We start from the raw sequence: 17,270 nt of genomic DNA, 5'->3' as shown, positions 1-17,270 counted from the left end.
CCGCAACCTATGGCGTGGCCTGCGGTCGAAATTGCAGCAATTGCCCGGAATAAGGTTTCCCATGAGTGAAGATGCGCAAGATGTAGTTCTGATTGTCGAAGACGATCCCTCGATCCTGATGGTTCTCAGCGCCTACCTGTCCGGTGAAGGTTATAGAGTGCTGCAGGCTGAAAACGGCGAGCAGGCGTTCGAGATTCTGGCGAGCAAACCGCATCTGGACCTGATGGTGACTGATTTTCGTCTGCCCGGTGGTATATCGGGGGTTCAGATTGCCGAGCCAGCCCTCAAGCTGCGGCCGGACCTCAAGGTCATTTTTATCAGTGGTTACCCGGCAGAAATCCGCGACACCGGTAGCCCGATAACCCTGACGGCGCCGATCCTGGCCAAGCCGTTCGACCTCGACACCCTGCAGAAACAGATCCAGGAACTGCTGGCCTGACTGTAGGAACGAGCTTGCTCGCGAGCGGTTAAAAGCTCGCGAGCAAGCTCGTTCCTACAGGTACAGACAGGCAAAGGGGGTCAAAGCCCCTGCTGCAGCGCCGGGTCATCCGGGTTCAACTGTTCCATCTGCGCCAGCAATACCTGAACGTTCTGTATTTGCCCGGACTCTTTCCAGTAGCGAATCAACAGCACGCGCGCCTTGCGATTGGCCGGCTGGCGTTGCAACAGCTCCTCAAGCTGGCGTTGCGCGGCTTCCAGTTGATCAAGATCGTGCAGGGCAATCGCCAGTTTGTAACGGTAATCACTGTTATCAGGCTCCAGCTCTACGGCTTTGGCCAGACCCAGCAGGGCGTATTCAGTCTGCCCGTGGTTAAGCAGCCAGATACCCAGCGCATGCTGCAAATAAGCAGACTCGGGATGCTCCTCCAGCTGCCTGGCCAGCAATTCACGCGCCCGGTCGGTTTGCCCGCGCTTATCCAGCAACTCCACCTGAGCAACCACGGCCTTGAGATTTTCCGGGTCCAGGGCGGTGACTTTTTCCAGAGCGGCCTGGGCTTCATCCAGCTGACCTTCATGCAGATACAGACGGGCGAGCTGGCCCTGGGCCTGGGGATCGTCGGGGCGGGTTTTGAGATCGCGTTCGTATTCGTCGATTACCTGCTGCAAGGGGGCGAAATACAGGCCTTGCTCATCAGGAGACAAGCCCAGCAGTGCACTGGCGGCGGTAAAGCGTACGCTTTGTTCGGGATCATCCAGCAACGGCCCCAGCAATAGCGTGCGCTGGGCGTTGGGCACCAGCCCGGCAATACTCTGGATCGCCGCCTGACGGACCAGCGGTGAAGGGTGCAGCAAGTCGGCGTCCGCCAGTTTCAGTGCCTGGGGGCTGGGGTAGTTAGGCAATTCTGCATGCAGGCTGGCACGGCGGATGTCCGACAGGTCGGTGCGGGCCAATTGCTGATAGAGCACCCGGGCCGCACCGGGTTGACCGTTGTGCGCCTGGGCAAGGGCAACCGAATAACTGCTGCTTGTAGAAGGCGCTTTTGTGGCTGGCGCGGGGCGCATCCAATACCAGAGACCGGCTGCGATAAGCGCTGACAGAAGACTGATAGCGAGGTAACGGCGAGGCTGGGTCATGCAATATCCAGAAACAGGCGTGCGGTTGAGGGACAAGATTGGGACAGTAGCCGGTTGGAGTCAAACCCTGATCCGGCAAGCCGCGCTGGCGCTACGCTGCAGATCGCAGCCCCGGGCAGCGACTACGAAGTCGCGAACAGTAAAAACCAGAACCAAAAAAAGCCCCGTGACCGAATGACCACGGGGCTAAAAATGGCTGGATGCGACCAACCAAAGGAGCTCTTGAAACTGCTGTTAAATCAATGGGCGCTGGCGACGGTCTCTGCTTGCCAGCCGCCGCCCAGGGCTTTGTAAATGGCCACTACACCGCGATACAACTCAACCTCGGCCTGGGCCTGGCTGTCTTCGGCCGCCAGACGCTCGCGCTGGGCATCGAGCAACACCAGAAAGTCCACCGTCCCTTCGCGATAACGTATCGCCGCCAGGTCGGCCGCCGCGCGGCTGGACTCGCTTTGGCGAATCAGCGAAACCAGGCGCTGCTGACGTTTGCCATAGTCGCTGAAGGCATTCTCTGACTCTTCCAGCGCCAGCAGCACTTGCTGCTCGTAACTGGCCAGTGCGCCATCGGCCTCAGCATCGGCCCCGCGCAGACGAGCCCGCACGCTGCCCAGATCAAACGCCGGCCAGGTGATGCGCGGGCCCAGTGCCCAGGCATTGGCCGCCGCCGAACCGATCTGCGAACCACGCCCGGCGGTGAAACCGAGGAAACCGCTGAGGCTGACCCGAGGGAACAAATCAGCCTTGGCCACGCCGATCCGGGCAGTGGCCGCCGCCAGCTTGCGCTCGGCACTCATGATGTCGGGCCGACGCTGCAGCAGGTCGCCGGGGTTGCCGATATTCAGCGCCTTGGCAATGGCCGGCAGCTGCTTGGGCCCCAGGTCCACGCTCAGTTGCTCGGGCCGTTGGCCCAGCAAGGTGGCGATACGGTTGCGCTCGCGCACCTGCTCGGCCTGCAGTTGCGGCACGCTGGCCTCAACTGCGGCCAGACGCGCATCAGCCCGCATCACGTCCAGTTCATCACCGACCCCGGCATCACGCAGGCTTTGGGTGATGGCTTTGGAGTCTTGCTGGTTTTTCAGGTTGTCCAGGGCGATCCGCTCACGCAGTTGCGCGCCGCGCAGTTCACCGTAGGCATCCACCAGCTCGGCAATCATGGTCACTTGCAGTTGATACAAGTCCGCCGCTGCGGCCTGTTCGTCGGCGTCACTGGCTTCCAGTTCGCGCTGGATACGGCCAAACAGGTCGATCTCCCAGGCCATGTCCAGCCCCAGGTCATACCGCTCACTGTTGACCCGTTTTTCGGTCTGGCCAGGTATCTGGCCTTTGCCCACATCGCTGCTGGCGCGGCTGGTAATGGTCGGCATGGCGTCATTGCTGACGTCATCGCGAATGGCCCGGGCCGCGCGCAGGCGGGCAAAAGCCACGCGCAGCTCGCGGTTACCGTTGAGCGACTGCGTCACCAACTGGTTGAGGGTCGGATCGTCGAATTGCTGCCACCAGATGCCTTCATAATGGGCCCGGTCAAACCCCTTGAGGTTGTCGGCACTGATCTGTGTCGGCTCGGTGACCGGGGTTTTGTAGTCCGGGCCTACGGCGCAGGCACTCAAGGCCAGCACCAGCAGACTTGGCATAAAGACTTTCAGGCTCATTGTTGCGACTCCAGCTTGAGGTGCCTGGCCGCCTTGCGCGCTTCACTGCGCTCCACATAGCGGCGGATCAATACATAAAACACCGGCGTCAGCAGCAGGCCGAAGAAGGTCACACCCAACATCCCGGAGAACACCGCGACACCCATGGCGTGGCGCATTTCAGCACCGGCACCGCTGGAGAACACCAGTGGCACCACACCCATGATGAAGGCGAAGGAGGTCATCAGGATCGGCCGCAACCGCAGACGGCAGGCTTCCAGTACCGCATCCAGCGGGCTCATGCCTTCTTCCTGCTTGTCCTTGGCAAACTCGACAATCAGAATCGCGTTTTTGCACGCCAGCCCCACCAGTACGATCAATCCGATCTGGGTGAAGATGTTGTTGTCACCCCCCGAAGCAATCACCCCGGTAATGGCCGACAACAGGGTCATGGGCACGATCAGGATCACCGCCAGCGGCAGGCTCCAGCTTTCGTACTGGGCCGCGAGTACCAGGAACGCCAGCAATACGCAGAGCGGGAACACGAACAGCGCTGTGTTGCCGGACAGAATCTGCTGGTAGGTCAGGTCGGTCCATTCGTAGGTCATGCCGTTGGGCAGTTCTTCCTTGAGCAGTTTCTCGATGGCTTTTTCGGCCTGGCCGGAGCTGTAGCCGGGTGCCGCGGCACCGTTGATTTCAGCGGTGATAAAGCCGTTGTAGTGCATCACCCGATCCGGGCCCGAGGTGTCGCTGACCTTGATAAAGGTGGCCAGCGGGATCATCTCGCCCTTGTTGTTACGCACTTTCAACTGACCGATCTGATCCGGCTCCAGGCGGAACTGCTGCTCGGCCTGAACGTTGACCTGATAAGTACGGCCGAAACGGTTGAAGTCGTTGGCATACAGCGAGCCCAGGTAGATCTGCAGGGTATCGAAGATGTCGCTGACGGCCACGCCGTGGGTCTTGGCTTTTTCCCGGTCGATGGCGGCATCGACCTGTGGCACGTTCACCGTGTAGCTGGTGAACAGCCCGGCCAGTTCCGGCACGTTGTGGCTTTTGTTGATGATGTTCATGGTTTCTTTGTACAGCTCGTCATAGCCCAGGTTGCCCCGGTCTTCGATTTGCAGGCGGAAACCACCGATGGTGCCCAGGCCCTGTACCGGCGGCGGCGGGAAGATCGCCATATAGGCTTCTTCAATGCCGCTGAACTTGCCGTTCAGTGCACCGGCAATGGCACCGGCAGACATGCTCGGGTCTTTGCGTTCGTTGAACGGTTTAAGGGTTACGAAGACGATGCCGGCATTGGGGCTGTTGGTGAAACCGTTGATCGACAGGCCCGGGAACGCCACTGCGCTTTCTACCCCGGGCTGTTTCAGGGCCAGGTCGGACATGCGTTTGATCACGTCTTCGGTGCGGTCCAGGCTCGCCGCATCCGGCAGTTGGGCGAAGGCCACCAGGTATTGCTTGTCCTGGCCGGGGACGAACCCGGTCGGGGTGTTGGAGAAACCGAAGAAGGTCAGCACCATCAAACCGGCGTACAGGATCAGGGCAATGCCACTGCTGCGGATCACCCGTGCCACGGTGCCGACATAGGTATGGCTGGCACGGTCAAAGAAGCGGTTGAACGGGCGGAACAGCCAGCCGCCGAACAGCGTGTCGAGCACTCTGGAGAAGCGGTCTTTCGGCGCGTCGTGGCTCTTGAGCAATACCGCGGCAAGGGCTGGCGACAGGGTCAACGAGTTGAAGGCCGAGATCACCGTCGAAATCGCGATGGTCAGGGCGAACTGCTTGTAGAACTGCCCGGTCAGCCCGGAGATAAAGGCGGCCGGGATAAACACCGCACACAGCACCAGCGCAGTGGCGATGATGGGCCCGGTCACTTCACGCATGGCGCGCTTGGTGGCTTCCACCGGGGTCAGCCCCAGGCCGATATTTCGCTCGACGTTCTCCACCACCACAATCGCATCGTCGACCACGATCCCGATCGCCAGCACCAGTCCGAACAGCGACAGGGCGTTGAGTGAGAAGCCGAACATGTGCATCACGGCAAAGGTACCGATCAGCGATACCGGCACCGCCACCAGCGGAATGATCGACGCCCGCCAGGTCTGCAGGAACAGGATCACCACCAGCACCACCAGAATCAGTGCTTCGAACAGGGTGTGAACCACCGCCTCGATGGAGCCGCGAACAAAGATCGTCGGGTCATAAACGATGCTGAAGTCCATGCCTTGCGGGAAGTTCTTCTTCAGCTCGGCCATCTTGGCCCGAACTTCATTGGAAATATCGATGGCGTTGGAACCCGGACGCTGGAAAATCGGGATCGCCACCGCCGGTTGATTGTTCAGCAGGGAGCGCAGGGCGTATTGGCTGGAGCCCAGTTCAACCCGGGCAATGTCCTTGAGACGAGTGATTTCACCGTCATCGCCAGCGCGAATGATGATGTTCTCGAACTCTTCTTCGGACACCAGACGGCCCTGGGTATTGACCGACAGCTGGAAGCTGGTGGCATTCGGGGCAGGGGGGGCACCCAGGGCGCCGGCAGCCACCTGACGGTTTTGCTCGCGGATCGCGTTGACCACATCGGTGGCTGTCAGATTGCGCGAAGCGGTCTTGTTCGGATCGAGCCACACCCGCAACGAGTAATCGCCCATGCCGAACAACTGCACGTCGCCAACCCCGCCGAGGCGGGCCAGTTCATCCTTGATGTTGAGGATGGCGTAGTTGGACAGGTACAGCATGTCGTAGCGCTGGTCCGGCGAGGTCAAGTGCACAACCATGGTCAGGTCGGGCGAAGCCTTGTCCACCGTGATCCCGATGCGTGTCACTTCTTCGGGAAGCTTGGGCTCGGTACGGGTCACACGGTTCTGCACCTGCACCTGAGCGTTGTCCAGGTCGGTACCCAGGGCAAAGGTGATGGTCAGGGTGATCTTGCCGTCAGCGGTGGACTGAGACGACATGTAGAGCATGTTCTCGACACCGGTAATCGCCTGTTCCAGCGGCGCGGCGACGGTTTCACCTATCACTTTGGGGTTGGCCCCGGGGAAGTTGGCCCGTACCACAACGGTCGGCGGCACCACTTCGGGGTATTCACTGATGGGCAACTGGAACAGCGAAATGCTGCCCGCAATCAGGATCAGCAAGGAAAGCACGGCGGCGAAAATCGGCCGCTGAATGAAGAACTGGGAAAAATTCATCGGAGTTATCGTCCCTTAACCGCGAGGAGTCGCGACGCTGGCCAGCTTCGGCGCGCCATTGGCGGGCTTGGCTGGGGACAGGTTGCTGGCTTCCAGGGCTTGTCGTTGTTGTGCCAGTGCGGCGAGGGTCTGTTCGCTGGCCATCGGAATCACTTCAGGGGTGACCGGTGAACCCGGGCGCACCCGTTGCAGGCCCTTGACGATGATGGTGTCGCCCTTGTTCAGGCCGCTGCGAACAATGCGCAGGCCTTCGATTTTCGGTCCCAGGTCAACGGAGCGGTACGTAGTGTTATTGGCGCCGTCCATGACCAGCACGAATTTCTTGCCCAGGTCGGTACCGACGGCTTCGTCATTGATCAACACCGCTTCGTAGGTGCCGCTGCCCACCAGTTTGAGGCGCGCATACAGGCCCGGGGTGAAGCTGCCGTCGGCGTTATCGAACACGGCACGGCCGCGGATGGTGCCGGTCTTCGGGTTGACCTGGTTGTCGACGAAGTTCATCTGGCCCAGGTGCGGGTTGCCGTCTTCGTTGGACAGGCCCAGGTAAACCGGGGTGCTCTGACCGCGCTGGCCCTGGCGGGCAAGTTGCGCGTATTTGAGGAATACCCGTTCGTCAGCGTCGAAGTAGGCATACACCTTGTCGGTGGAGACCACGCTGGTCAGCGGCGTGACATCAGCGGTGACGATGTTGCCCGCAGTGATTTCGGCACGGCTGACCCGGCCACTGATTGGCGAAGTCACACGGGTGAAGCTGAGGTTGAGTTTGGCCAGGTCCAGTTGTGCCTGAATGGCCGAGACCCCGGCGCGGGCGGCCTGGGAGGCGGTGGTGCGCGAGTCGGCCAGTTCTGCGGAAATCGCATTGCTCTGGCGCAGGCGTTCGCCGCGCTGGGCTTCGTTGTCGGTACGGGTGGCGTTGGCGCGGGCCTGTTGCACCTCGGCTTCAAGACGACGCACTTCGGCCTGGAACGGACGCGGATCGATCTGGAACAACAGGTCGCCCTTTTTCACCAGGGCGCCCTCAGTGAAGGCGACCTGATCAATCTGGCCCGACACCCGTGGACGAATTTCAACGGTCTCCGGAGCTTCAAGGCGCCCGGTGAACTCGTCCCATTCATTGACCGGCTGTTCCAGCACTTTGGCCACACTGACTTTGGCAGCGGGAGCAGGAGCAGTCGCTTGTGGAGTTTTGCCGCATGCGCTCATCACCACGATGGCCAGGGCCGCGAGTGGGAAGCGCAAATGTTTAAGTGACTGTTCCATGGGGGGAGTCCGCCAATCTATTGAGATGGGCGGATAATGCTGGCGCGAGGGCCGGGGAACGAATCGAACCCAGCGAAGATCAATATCATTCAGAATGATACAAAGCCCGGCCAAGCCCTCTAGCTTGCGCCTTTTGTTAGGGAGCTATCAATTAAATTCTTCGTCATGGGCCTGAACCATCTGTAGGAGCGAGCTTGCTCGCGAGCTCTTCAAATTACCAGCGAAGAGCTCGCGAGCAGGCTCGCTCCTACAGGTGCGGTCAATGCTTCAGAAGTTGATCGAAGCACTCAGGCGGGCGGTCAGCGGCGCGCCCTGGAATACATAGTTGTCGCCCATGTACTCACCCACATCGCGCCAGTAGCGCTTGTCGAACAGGTTGTCGACGGTGAGCCGGAACACGGTGTCATAACCCTCGATACGGGTGCTGTAGCGGCTGCCGATATTGAAGATGGCGTAACTGCCAGCCTGCACACCGCCCTGTTGGCTGGCGTATTTTTTGCCGCTGTATTGCATCCCGCCGAGCAGGGCCAGGCCATCGACCCAGGGCAGGGCGTAATCACCATAAAGACTGGCGCGCAGGGTCGGCACGTTGATGGTTTGATGGCCTTCATACTCGGGCGTACCGCTGCCTGTCACCCGGGCGCGGATCGCCGTCACACTGGCCGATACCTGCAAGCGCTCACTGGCCCAACCGTTGGCCGCCAGCTCCAGGCCGGTATTTTTCTGTTCGCCCTGCTGCACATAGGTGAATGCACCCGCAGTGGCGTCGGGGCGGGCATATTGGTAGTCCTGACGGATCTGGAACAGCGTCGCGCTCAGGCTGATGCGCCTCCAGTCGTACTTGACCCCTGCTTCAATCTGCCGTGACAGGGTGGGGGCGAGGGTGTCAAAAGCATTGCTGGCTAACCAGGGTGCCGTGCCACCCAGGGCCAGGCCCTTGCTGTAACGGGTATACAACGACAGGTTCGGCACGGGTTTATAGATCAGTGCGGCCTGGGGCAGGAATTCATAGCGCCGGGTATGGCGGCTGGTGTCGCCCTGGTCGTCGAAGGTGCGTTCGTCCAGCAGCACTTCACGGCCACCGAGCACGGTCTGCCATTGTTGGTTAAAGCTGATCCGGTCGTTGAAGAACAGCCCGTACTGGCGGCTGTCCAGACGTCGATAGCTGTCCTCGACCGGCCCGTCATAGCGCGCAAAGTTCTCGGGTTCACTGTCGATATTGCCGATGCCGATCATCTCGTTGATCAGCTCGCGCTGATCCACCACACGGCGGAACGCGCTGCTGCCCACTGTCAGTTCATGGCCGATGCCGCCGGTATCAAACACACCGCTGAGTGCTGCCTGCACTTCATCATTGCGCCGGGTGTCGTCGGGGCTGCGGAAGTCATAGATATCGTAATTGCCTTCGGGGCTGAAGTAGTTGGGTACTGCGCTGCCGGCACAACTGGCGGCGCCATAACAACCCCAGGCAAATGAACTGTAATCATCGATCACCACTTTGCTGCGTGAGGCGCTCAGGCTGCCTTTCCAGTTATCGGTGAAGCGGTACTCAAAGTTGCCGTTGATGTTCAGCGAATCAATGGTTACAGGTTTGGAGCCGCTCTGGTGAGCCAGCAGCTTTTTCGGTGAAGCGTGGTGCGGCAGTTCGGTGCCGCCGAGCAATTGATAGCCCGGCACCGAACGCTGCTCCTTGTTTTGGTACTCCACATCCAGTTGCAGCAGGGCGTCGGGGCTGATGTTCCAGTCGAAAGCCACAGCGGCGAAATCACGCTGGCCATTGGCATGTTCGACGTAGGAGTGGATGTCCTCATGGGCGAAATTGGCACGCAGTCCGAACTGCTGCTCGCTGCCGAACCAGCCCCCCACATCGGTGGCCAGATAACCACTGCCGCGATCATCGGTGGAGACCGTGACGGAGCGTACATCCGCGGCACGCTTGGTCACGTAATTGACTACGCCACCTGGCTCGGACACGCCGCTTTGCAGGCCGGACAGACCCTTGAGCAATTCCACCTGCTGCTTGTTTTCCAAGCCGACGTTTTGCTCGCCGGTGATGGTGCGGCCATTGATCTTGTAGCTGCTGGCCGAATTCAACGAGAAGCCGCGGACCACGAAATTCTGGTAATAACCAATGGGCGCATAGCTTTCACCCACCGAAGCGTCGTTGCTCAATACATCGCTGAGCAGGCGGGCTTGTTGATCCTTGATCAGCGCGTCGGTAAAGACTGAAATCGCCGCCGGGGTATCCAGCAGGGGTGCCGCTTCGAAACCGCCGACCCAGGCGCTGTCGGCCTGATAGCCGGCGTTGTCTTCAGCGGTCACGGCGGTCGCCGGCAACTCGGTGTTGGCGCCGTGGGCCACCGGCACTGCGCTGGACAGTAACAGGCCAAGGGTCAGCAGGTTGAGCGTGAACCGCGGGGCGGACTCTCCCTGGTTGAAAGTCCGGTGAAGCCTGTTCATGCAAAACTCCTGAATGATGGGCGGCCTTGAGTGCAGGGCCTGTTCACAGGCGCGCCATCATACAGACGCTACTTAACCTTGGGTTAATGGTGCAATGTGACGCTCCGGTCTTTTTGAGGAATTGCGCATGCCATTTTTTCTACGCTCATGCCTGGTACTGGCCTGCAGCTTGCCCTTGCAGGCGCTGGCGGCGCCTTCCGCTTCCGCCCCGGTTTATGGCGAGCAACTGCAAGGCTTCGAGTACCCGTACCCGCTGCATCACTTCAACTTTGATTCCCAGGGCCAGACCCTGCAGATGGGCTACATGGACGTTGCCCCCACGGGGCCTGCCAATGGCCATACAGCGGTGCTGCTGCACGGCAAAAACTTCTGCGCAGCCACCTGGGGCGACAGCATCAAGGCCCTGAGCGCGGCGGGTTACCGGGTCGTGGCGCCGGACCAGATCGGTTTTTGCACCTCGAGCAAACCGGCCAGTTATCAATACAGCTTTCAGCAATTGTCGGCTAATACCCATGCCTTGCTCGACAGCCTCGGGGTGGACAAGGCCAGCATCATCGGCCACTCCACCGGCGGCATGCTGGGTACCCGCTATGCACTGCAGTACGCCCCGCAAACCGAGCAGCTGGTGCTGGTCAATCCAATCGGTCTGGAGGACTGGAAAGCCCTCGGCGTGCCATGGCGCAGTGTTGACCAGTGGTACGCACGGGAACTGAAACTCAGTGCCGAAGGTATTCGCCAGTACGAGCAAAGTACCTATTACGCAGGGCACTGGAAGCCCGAGTACGATCGTTGGGTGGACATGCTGGCGGGTCTGAACAAGGGGCCGGGGCACAAACGGGTGGCGTGGAACTCGGCGTTGATCTACGACATGATTTTCACCCAGCCGGTGTTTTACGAACTGCCGGAACTCAAGGTGCCAACCCTGTTATTGATCGGCGATGCTGACACCACCGCCATCGGCAGTGATATTGCCTCAGCGCAAGTGAAGGCCAGAATCGGTGACTACAAAGTGCTGGGCAAACAGGCGGCCAAACTGATTCCCGGGGCCAGGCTGATTGAATTCCCGGGCATGGGCCACGCCCCGCAAATGGAAGACCCGGCGGCCTTCAACAAGGTGCTGGTGGAGCAGTTGAACCTCCAGGGTTGACCCCAAACCCGGCGCTGTGCCAAAGGCTCGCAGCCTTCGTGCCTGGTTAGCGACTGCCCATGATCAAACGAGGACCAAATCAGGATCAAGCGAGTGATCAATCCAGGATCACTCCTTGATTTAGAGCCTCCAAGTGCGTTATAGCTAAAAGGGTATCCAATCGTATTACAGGAAATTACAGCTCCCTATGGATGGAATCACACGTATCAATCGCCAGTCCGGCTCACATTACGCATCCCTGATTGCGCAGTGTGGGCCTCACGTCAAAGGCTGCATTCTTGCAGCGACAGGGTTTGTCTCCCGCCTCTATGCACTCTTGATTCCACCCCGTTGTTTGCCCGCCAGCTGTGCTGACTGGCGCCACTGCTACGTCCCCCCTCCAGATTTTTTCTGATCGCCAGCCGACCCGGCGTGTTTGCATCCGTTTTTAACGGTATGCGCTGTTGCCCGGCATTTTTATCTGATCCCCTCACTTTCTGACCCGACATCCCTGGCACCAGCCAGCTGCAGGTCACGACAGCGTTTGGTTACCCATGACCAGGCGCCGCGCTACAAGGACTCACGAGCCATGATTTATTTCCAGGGTAAAAGAATTTTCAGTGCCATCTTCGATATGGACGGCACCATGTTTGACACCGAACGCCTGCGCTTCAAGACCCTCAAACAGGCCGCGCTCGAGATTTACGGCACGCCATTGAGCGAAGAAACCCTGATCGGTTCTCTGGGCCTGAGTGCCCGCAAGGCCGAAGCGCTGGCCAAGGCCAATCATGGTGAAGATTTCCCTTACGCTGCGGTCCGCCAGCGCGCCGATGAACTTGAACTGGCCCATGTGCGTAACCATGGCGTGCCGATCAAGGACGGTTTGCTCGAAGTGCTCGAGCGCTTGCGCAAGTATGGCCTGACCATGGCCGTGGCCACCTCGAGCCGCCGCGCCATCGCCGAGGAATACCTGATCAATGCCAACGTACTGAAGTACTTCGACGTCACCGTTTGCGGCGATGAAGTGGAGCAGGGCAAGCCCCACCCCGAGATTTTCCTCAAGGCCGCCAGTGCGCTCAATTGCCTGCCGGGCCACTGCCTGATGCTCGAAGACTCCGAGAACGGCCTGTTGTCGGCGATTCGTGCCGAAGGGCAGCCGATCCTGATCGAAGACATCAAGCCTCCGGCAGCCGAAGTGAAGGCCGGTGCGCTGAAGGCGTACCAGAACATGCACGGGTTTCTGGGCGACCTCAACCAATGCATGCCGGATCTGGGCACCCCCGAACTGAACGAGAGTTTCCCCCAGGCCCTCAATCAATTCAGTGTCGGCATCCACGGTTTCGGGGCCATGGGCGGTGGCTACCTGACGCAGATTTTCTCCCACTGGGATGGCTACACCCGGCCTTGCGAGATTATCGCGGCCACCCGTTCGCGGATGCTGCGCGACACCATCCAGGCCTTTGGCCGCTTCAGCGTGCGCTATGGTGCGACCTCGTTCGACCAGACCATTGAAAACCTCAGAATGATCGACATGGATGACGCCCAAGAGGTGATCCGCATGTACGACGAAGCTGAAATAGTCGGGCTGAGCCTGCCGGAAACCGCGATCCGCAAACAGGCGGACGTCATTGCCAGGGGTTTGATCCGGCGCTTTGAGCGACGCGGGCGTGAGTTGACGATTCTGATTGTGTTGAACAAGGTCGGCGGCGCGGACTTTGTCCGCCGCCATGTGCGAGCCCAGCTCGAACTGCTGGTTGCACCGCACCTGTGCCAGAAAATTCTGGATAACACCCACTTTGCAGAAACCGTGGTCAGTCGCATTGTCTCCAAGCTGTCCAACGAGTCGCTGGTGCGCCAGTTGCGTATCAAGTCGAAAATCTTCCAGAACAGCCTGACTGACGACACCGTCGTACCCACGGCAAGCCCGAAAACCCCGGTGCCGGAATACGAACGCCTGATCAGCCGCTTTCGGCCATTTGCCCAGTCCAGCAATGCACTGAGCCAGTTGCATTTGATCCTGTTCAACAGCGAGTCGGACATGCCGTTGTATGCCGAACGCTGCAGTAACCTGCTGGAGCGTCTGCGCCAGGTCAGGACAGTTGACGACATCACCCAGACCCAGGTGATGAAAAACCTGTTGTGGAACGGGCCCCACGCCATCATTGCCTGGTACGCCAGCCGCCTGGGCTATTCGTGGTTGGGGCAGGCCATGGGCGACCCGCGGGTCAGTGCTCTGGCCGAGCGCTTGATTCGTCAGGAAGTGGGCCCGGCCCTGGTGGCCGAATACCCGCACATGGCGCAAGCTGTCGAGAGTTTCTCGAACACATTTCTCGCGCGCTGCAACACCTCGTTCAAGGACCCCTGTACCCGCGTCGGCCGTGATCCGCTGCGTAAACTGCAGCGCAACGAGCGGATTTTCCGCAGCATCGATCTGGCCAAGAAACATGGCATCGACTGCAGCGCCCTGGAGTTTGGCAGCGCCCTGGCGCTTCATTACGCGCTGCGTTCCACAGACAGCAAGGATCAGGAAAGCCAGTTGATGCGCACCCTGTATCAAGACAGCGGCAGTGTCGAGACGGTGCTGACCTACAGTGCAAATTACAACGGCCGACCGTATCCGGGGCTGGATCCGGTCAAGGACGGCGAACTGATCGAGGCCATCTCCGGGCATTTCCGGAGCCTGGCGGCCATGGAACCGGACTGTGCTGAATTCGTCATGGCCCAGGCCTAAAGCAATCAAGCGCGAAACCCCTTGAATGGGCCAGTCTGGTGGGTCTGTTCAAGGAGATGATCATGATCCGACTGTCCCTGGTCCAAGCCAAAGAGCTGGCCGAATCCATCCTGTTGCATAACGGTTTCAATCCGGCCCATGCCCGCGCAGTGAGTGACACGGTACTTGCCGGGGAGCGCGATGGTTGCGCTTCCCACGGCCTGTATCGGGTGCTGGGCTGTGTCAATTCACTGCGTGCGGGCAAGGTCTCGGCCGATGCCGAACCCCGGGTGATCGACCAGGCACCTTCCATTGTTCGGGTGGATGCAGCGGGCGGTTTTTCCCAGCTGGCGTTTCAGGCGGGTTTGCCGTTACTGCAAGAGAAGACCCGGGCCAACGGGATTGCCGCACTGGCGATCAATCGTTGTGTGCATTTTTCCGCATTGTGGGTGGAGATCGAACAATTGACCGCTGCCGGTCTGGTGGCGCTGGCCTGTAACCCGAGCCATGCCTGGGTTGCGCCGGCGGGCGGGAGCCAGCCGGTATTCGGCACCAACCCGATTGCCTTCGGCTGGCCACGTGCGGGCAAGGATCCGTTTGTATTCGACTTCGCCACCAGCGCCATCGCCCGTGGCGATATCGAGTTGCACCGGCGGGCAGGCAAGGCAATTCCCGAGGGCTGGGGGGTTGATGCCCATGGCCAGTCCAGCACTGATGCCAATGTGGTACTGGACTCGGGAGCGATGCTCACGTTTGGCGGGCACAAGGGCTCGGCGCTGGCGGCGATGGTGGAACTGATCGCCGGGCCCTTGATCGGTGACCTGACCAGTGCCGAGTCACTGGCCTGGGACGCGGGGAGCAAGTCGTCGCCGTACCATGGTGAATTGATCATCGCATTCGATCCGCAGCGTTTTCTGGGGGCCGCCACCGAGCAGCATCTGGCCCGGGCCGAGGTGTTGTTCGAAAGTATCGAAGGGCAGGGAGCACGATTGCCGTCGCAGCGCCGTTATGAAGCCCGGGCGCGCAGCCTGGTGGAAGGGGTACAGATTCCCGAAGCCCTGTACCACGACCTGCTGGCGCTGAAATCCTGAGCCATCACTCCAAACGAGCTCGTCTTCTGCAGGAGCGAGCTTGTCTGTAGGAGCGAGCCTGTCTGTAGGAGCGAGCCTGTCTGTAGGAGCGAGCCTGTCTGTAGGAGCGAGCTTGTCTCGCGAGCTTTTGGTCATTTCGATAAAAAGCTCGCGAGACAAGCTCGCTCCTACAGTTCAAGGTTTCAAATGTTTCAGGATTTCAAAGGTTTCACCGCAGTACTTCAGGCCAGTGAGTCTCCACGACGGGCTGTGGTCTGTGCATTGCCATCCAGCGCGGATATGCGTGCAGCCGATTCCGCATCTACCTGATGCAGCGACTTGCCCAATCAACCCAAACGAGCTCGTCTTCTGCAGGAGCGAGCTTGTCTGTAGGAGCGAGCTTGTCTCGCGAGCTTTTTGTCATTTCGATGAAAAGCTCGCGAGACAAGCTCGCTCCTACAGTTCAAGGTTTCAAATGTTTCAGGATTTCAAAGGTTTCACCGCAGTACTTCAGGCCAGTGAGTCTCCACGACGGGCTGCGGTCTGTGCATTGCCATCCAGCGCGGATATGCGTGCAGCCGATTCCGCATCCACCTGATGCAGCGACTTGCCCAATCAACCCAAACGAGCTCGTCTTCTGCAGGAGCGAGCTTGTCTGTAGGAGCGAGCTTGCCTGTAGGAGCGAGCTTGCCTCGCGAGCTTTTTGTCATTGCGATGAAAAGCTCGCGAGACAAGCTCGCTCCTACAGTTCAAGGTTTCAAATGTTTCAGGGTTTCAAAGGTTTCAACGCAGTACTTCAGGCCAGTGAGTCTCCACGACGGGCTGCGGTCTGTGCATTGCCATCCAGCGCGGATATGCGCGCCGCCGATTCCGCATCCACTTGATGCAGGGACTTGCCCCGGGTTTCACGGGTCAGGCCCACAGCCACAATCGAGATCAGCGCCGCTCCCACCAGATACCAGGCGATCGGCGTCGAGCTGTGGTACTTGTTGAGCAGGGTGATCGCGATCAGCGGTGCCAGTAAACCGGCGAAAATCGGCGCCACCTGATAGCACAGCGAAAGCGCGGTGTAGCGCACATGGGTCGGGAACATCTCGGCCATCAACGCCGAATAGGGGGCATAGGTCATCGACTCTATCGCCAGGCCCAATGTGATGGCCGCCATGATCAGCCAGTTATTGCCGGTGTCCATCATCGGAAATCCGACAAAGCCCCAGAACCCGGTGAGCACCGCCCCGACCAGATACACCGGTTTACGTCCCACCAGGTCAGACAGGTAACCCATCAGCGGGATCATGAAAAAGTGCAGCAGGTGCGCGCCGAACATCAAAAACAGAATCTCGGAGGTGTCCTTGTGCACCACCAGCTTGAGGTAGGTGATCGAGAAGGTCACGACGGTGTAGTACAGAATGTTTTCTGCAAACCGCGCACCGATACCCACCAGCACGGAGCGCCAGTGGTGACGCAGTACTTCAATCACCCCGAGCTCCTGCTGTTTGTTTTGGGCCTGACGGGCCTGGGCTTCCTTGAAGATGGGCGCATCGTCGACGCTGGTACGAATCCAGTAGCCGATCAGCACCACCACCGCCGAGAACCAGAAGGCTACACGCCAGCCCCAGGAGAGGAATTGCTCCTCCGAAAGCGTGGTCGACAACAGCAGCAACGCCACGGTAGCCACCAGGTTGCCGGCGGGAACTCCGGCTTGCGGCCAACTGGCCCAAAAGCCCCGGCGGTTATCCGGGCAGTGCTCTGAAACCAGCAGAATGGCGCCGCCCCATTCCCCGCCAAAGGCGAAGCCCTGGATCAGCCGCAGCAACACCAGCAGCACCGGTGCGGCGTAGCCAATGGTATCGAAGCCGGGCAGGCAGCCCATCAGGAAGGTGGTGATGCCGACCACCACCAGGCTCAGTTGCAACAGGCGTTTGCGGCCGAACTTGTCACCATAGTGACCGAACACCAGGCCGCCGATCGGCCGGGCGAGAAAGCCCACTGCATACAGGGCAAAGGCCGCGATGATGCCGTCGATCGGGCTGTCGGTCTGGCGGAAAAACAACTGGCCGAAGACCAGTGCCGAGGCGGTGCCATACAGAAAAAATTCATACCATTCGGCGACGGTACCGGCCATGGCTGCGGCCACGACACGTTTGAGTCCCGCAGGGCTGGTGGTTGCGTGAGAGGATTGAGTGGACATGCTGGCACTTCCTGTAGGTGCGCTAAAACGGGCAGCCGGGCGGGCAGTCAGAG

At 60.0% G+C, this 17,270-nt stretch carries 10 protein-coding genes; 4 read left to right on the top strand and 6 right to left on the bottom strand.

From position 1 onward, the window contains the following. Positions 1-61: 61 nt before the first annotated feature. Positions 62-439, top strand: a complete 378-nt coding sequence (locus tag EQV90_RS06205) for a response regulator (protein WP_240877892.1) — start codon at positions 62-64, stop codon at positions 437-439. 80 nt (positions 440-519) lie between these two features. Here the strand turns inward: EQV90_RS06205 and EQV90_RS06200 are convergent, their stop codons facing one another. The 5 genes from EQV90_RS06200 to EQV90_RS06180 all read right to left on the bottom strand — a co-directional run bounded on the left by EQV90_RS06200 (position 520) and on the right by EQV90_RS06180 (position 10,120). After that, on the bottom strand, positions 520-1,575 hold the full coding sequence (locus tag EQV90_RS06200) for a tetratricopeptide repeat protein (RefSeq protein WP_010656613.1): 1,056 nt from the start codon (positions 1,573-1,575) through the stop codon (positions 520-522). A 239-nt stretch (positions 1,576-1,814) separates the two neighbouring features. Next, positions 1,815-3,224 (bottom strand): TolC family protein, encoded by a 1,410-nt coding sequence (locus tag EQV90_RS06195; RefSeq protein ID WP_240877891.1) that lies wholly within the window; start codon positions 3,222-3,224, stop codon positions 1,815-1,817. Beyond that, a complete protein-coding gene (locus EQV90_RS06190; RefSeq protein WP_003445180.1) occupies positions 3,221-6,400 on the bottom strand; it encodes an efflux RND transporter permease subunit in 3,180 nt (1,059 codons plus the stop codon). Before EQV90_RS06190 ends, EQV90_RS06195 begins: the two co-directional genes overlap by 4 nt. Positions 6,401-6,415: 15 nt before the next feature. Beyond that, the gene (gene mexE, locus EQV90_RS06185) at positions 6,416-7,660 is read right to left on the bottom strand and encodes a multidrug efflux RND transporter periplasmic adaptor subunit MexE (protein ID WP_010656612.1); all 1,245 of its coding nucleotides are present in this window, start codon (positions 7,658-7,660) and stop codon (positions 6,416-6,418) included. Positions 7,661-7,927: 267 nt separating this feature from the next. Next, entirely contained in the window at positions 7,928-10,120 is a 2,193-nt protein-coding gene (locus EQV90_RS06180) for a TonB-dependent siderophore receptor (protein ID WP_240877890.1), read from the bottom strand. A gap of 127 nt (positions 10,121-10,247) precedes the next feature. On the opposite strand from EQV90_RS06180, the gene EQV90_RS06175 reads away from it, so the two are divergent. From EQV90_RS06175 to EQV90_RS06165, 3 genes are all read left to right on the top strand, one after another. After that, positions 10,248-11,267 carry an alpha/beta hydrolase gene (locus tag EQV90_RS06175; protein ID WP_003445185.1) on the top strand — a complete coding sequence of 340 codons (1,020 nt, stop codon included), beginning with the start codon at positions 10,248-10,250 and terminating at the stop codon, positions 11,265-11,267. Between the two features lie 568 nt (positions 11,268-11,835). Continuing rightward, positions 11,836-13,977, top strand: a complete 2,142-nt coding sequence (locus EQV90_RS06170) for an HAD family hydrolase (RefSeq protein WP_003445187.1) — start codon at positions 11,836-11,838, stop codon at positions 13,975-13,977. A gap of 62 nt (positions 13,978-14,039) precedes the next feature. Further along, positions 14,040-15,047 carry an Ldh family oxidoreductase gene (locus tag EQV90_RS06165; RefSeq protein WP_010656608.1) on the top strand — a complete coding sequence of 336 codons (1,008 nt, stop codon included), beginning with the start codon at positions 14,040-14,042 and terminating at the stop codon, positions 15,045-15,047. Positions 15,048-15,822: 775 nt separating this feature from the next. Here EQV90_RS06165 and abaF read toward each other — a convergent pair. Next, complete coding sequence (gene abaF / locus EQV90_RS06160; RefSeq protein WP_240877889.1) at positions 15,823-17,217, bottom strand: fosfomycin efflux MFS transporter AbaF; 1,395 nt, start codon at positions 17,215-17,217, stop codon at positions 15,823-15,825. Between the last annotated feature and the right edge of the window lie 53 nt (positions 17,218-17,270).

The sequence above is a fragment of the Pseudomonas sp. TMW22089 genome, assembly GCF_022496645.1.
GTDB lineage: Bacteria > Pseudomonadota > Gammaproteobacteria > Pseudomonadales > Pseudomonadaceae > Aquipseudomonas > Aquipseudomonas paraversuta.
The sequence above is the reverse complement of the archived record's forward strand: the minus strand, read 5'-3'. Positions and strand labels throughout refer to the sequence as shown.

Bases quoted from the DNA above. Each gene is read 5' to 3' on its own strand.
- EQV90_RS06205 (WP_240877892.1), top strand. From the start codon at position 62: ATGAGTGAAGATGCGCAAGATGTAGTTCTGATTGTCGAAGACGATCCC.
- EQV90_RS06200 (WP_010656613.1), bottom strand. From the start codon at position 1,575: ATGACCCAGCCTCGCCGTTACCTCGCTATCAGTCTTCTGTCAGCGCTT.
- EQV90_RS06195 (WP_240877891.1), bottom strand. From the start codon at position 3,224: ATGAGCCTGAAAGTCTTTATGCCAAGTCTGCTGGTGCTGGCCTTGAGT.
- EQV90_RS06190 (WP_003445180.1), bottom strand. From the start codon at position 6,400: ATGAATTTTTCCCAGTTCTTCATTCAGCGGCCGATTTTCGCCGCCGTG.
- mexE (WP_010656612.1), bottom strand. From the start codon at position 7,660: ATGGAACAGTCACTTAAACATTTGCGCTTCCCACTCGCGGCCCTGGCC.
- EQV90_RS06180 (WP_240877890.1), bottom strand. From the start codon at position 10,120: ATGAACAGGCTTCACCGGACTTTCAACCAGGGAGAGTCCGCCCCGCGG.
- EQV90_RS06175 (WP_003445185.1), top strand. From the start codon at position 10,248: ATGCCATTTTTTCTACGCTCATGCCTGGTACTGGCCTGCAGCTTGCCC.
- EQV90_RS06170 (WP_003445187.1), top strand. From the start codon at position 11,836: ATGATTTATTTCCAGGGTAAAAGAATTTTCAGTGCCATCTTCGATATG.
- EQV90_RS06165 (WP_010656608.1), top strand. From the start codon at position 14,040: ATGATCCGACTGTCCCTGGTCCAAGCCAAAGAGCTGGCCGAATCCATC.
- abaF (WP_240877889.1), bottom strand. From the start codon at position 17,217: ATGTCCACTCAATCCTCTCACGCAACCACCAGCCCTGCGGGACTCAAA.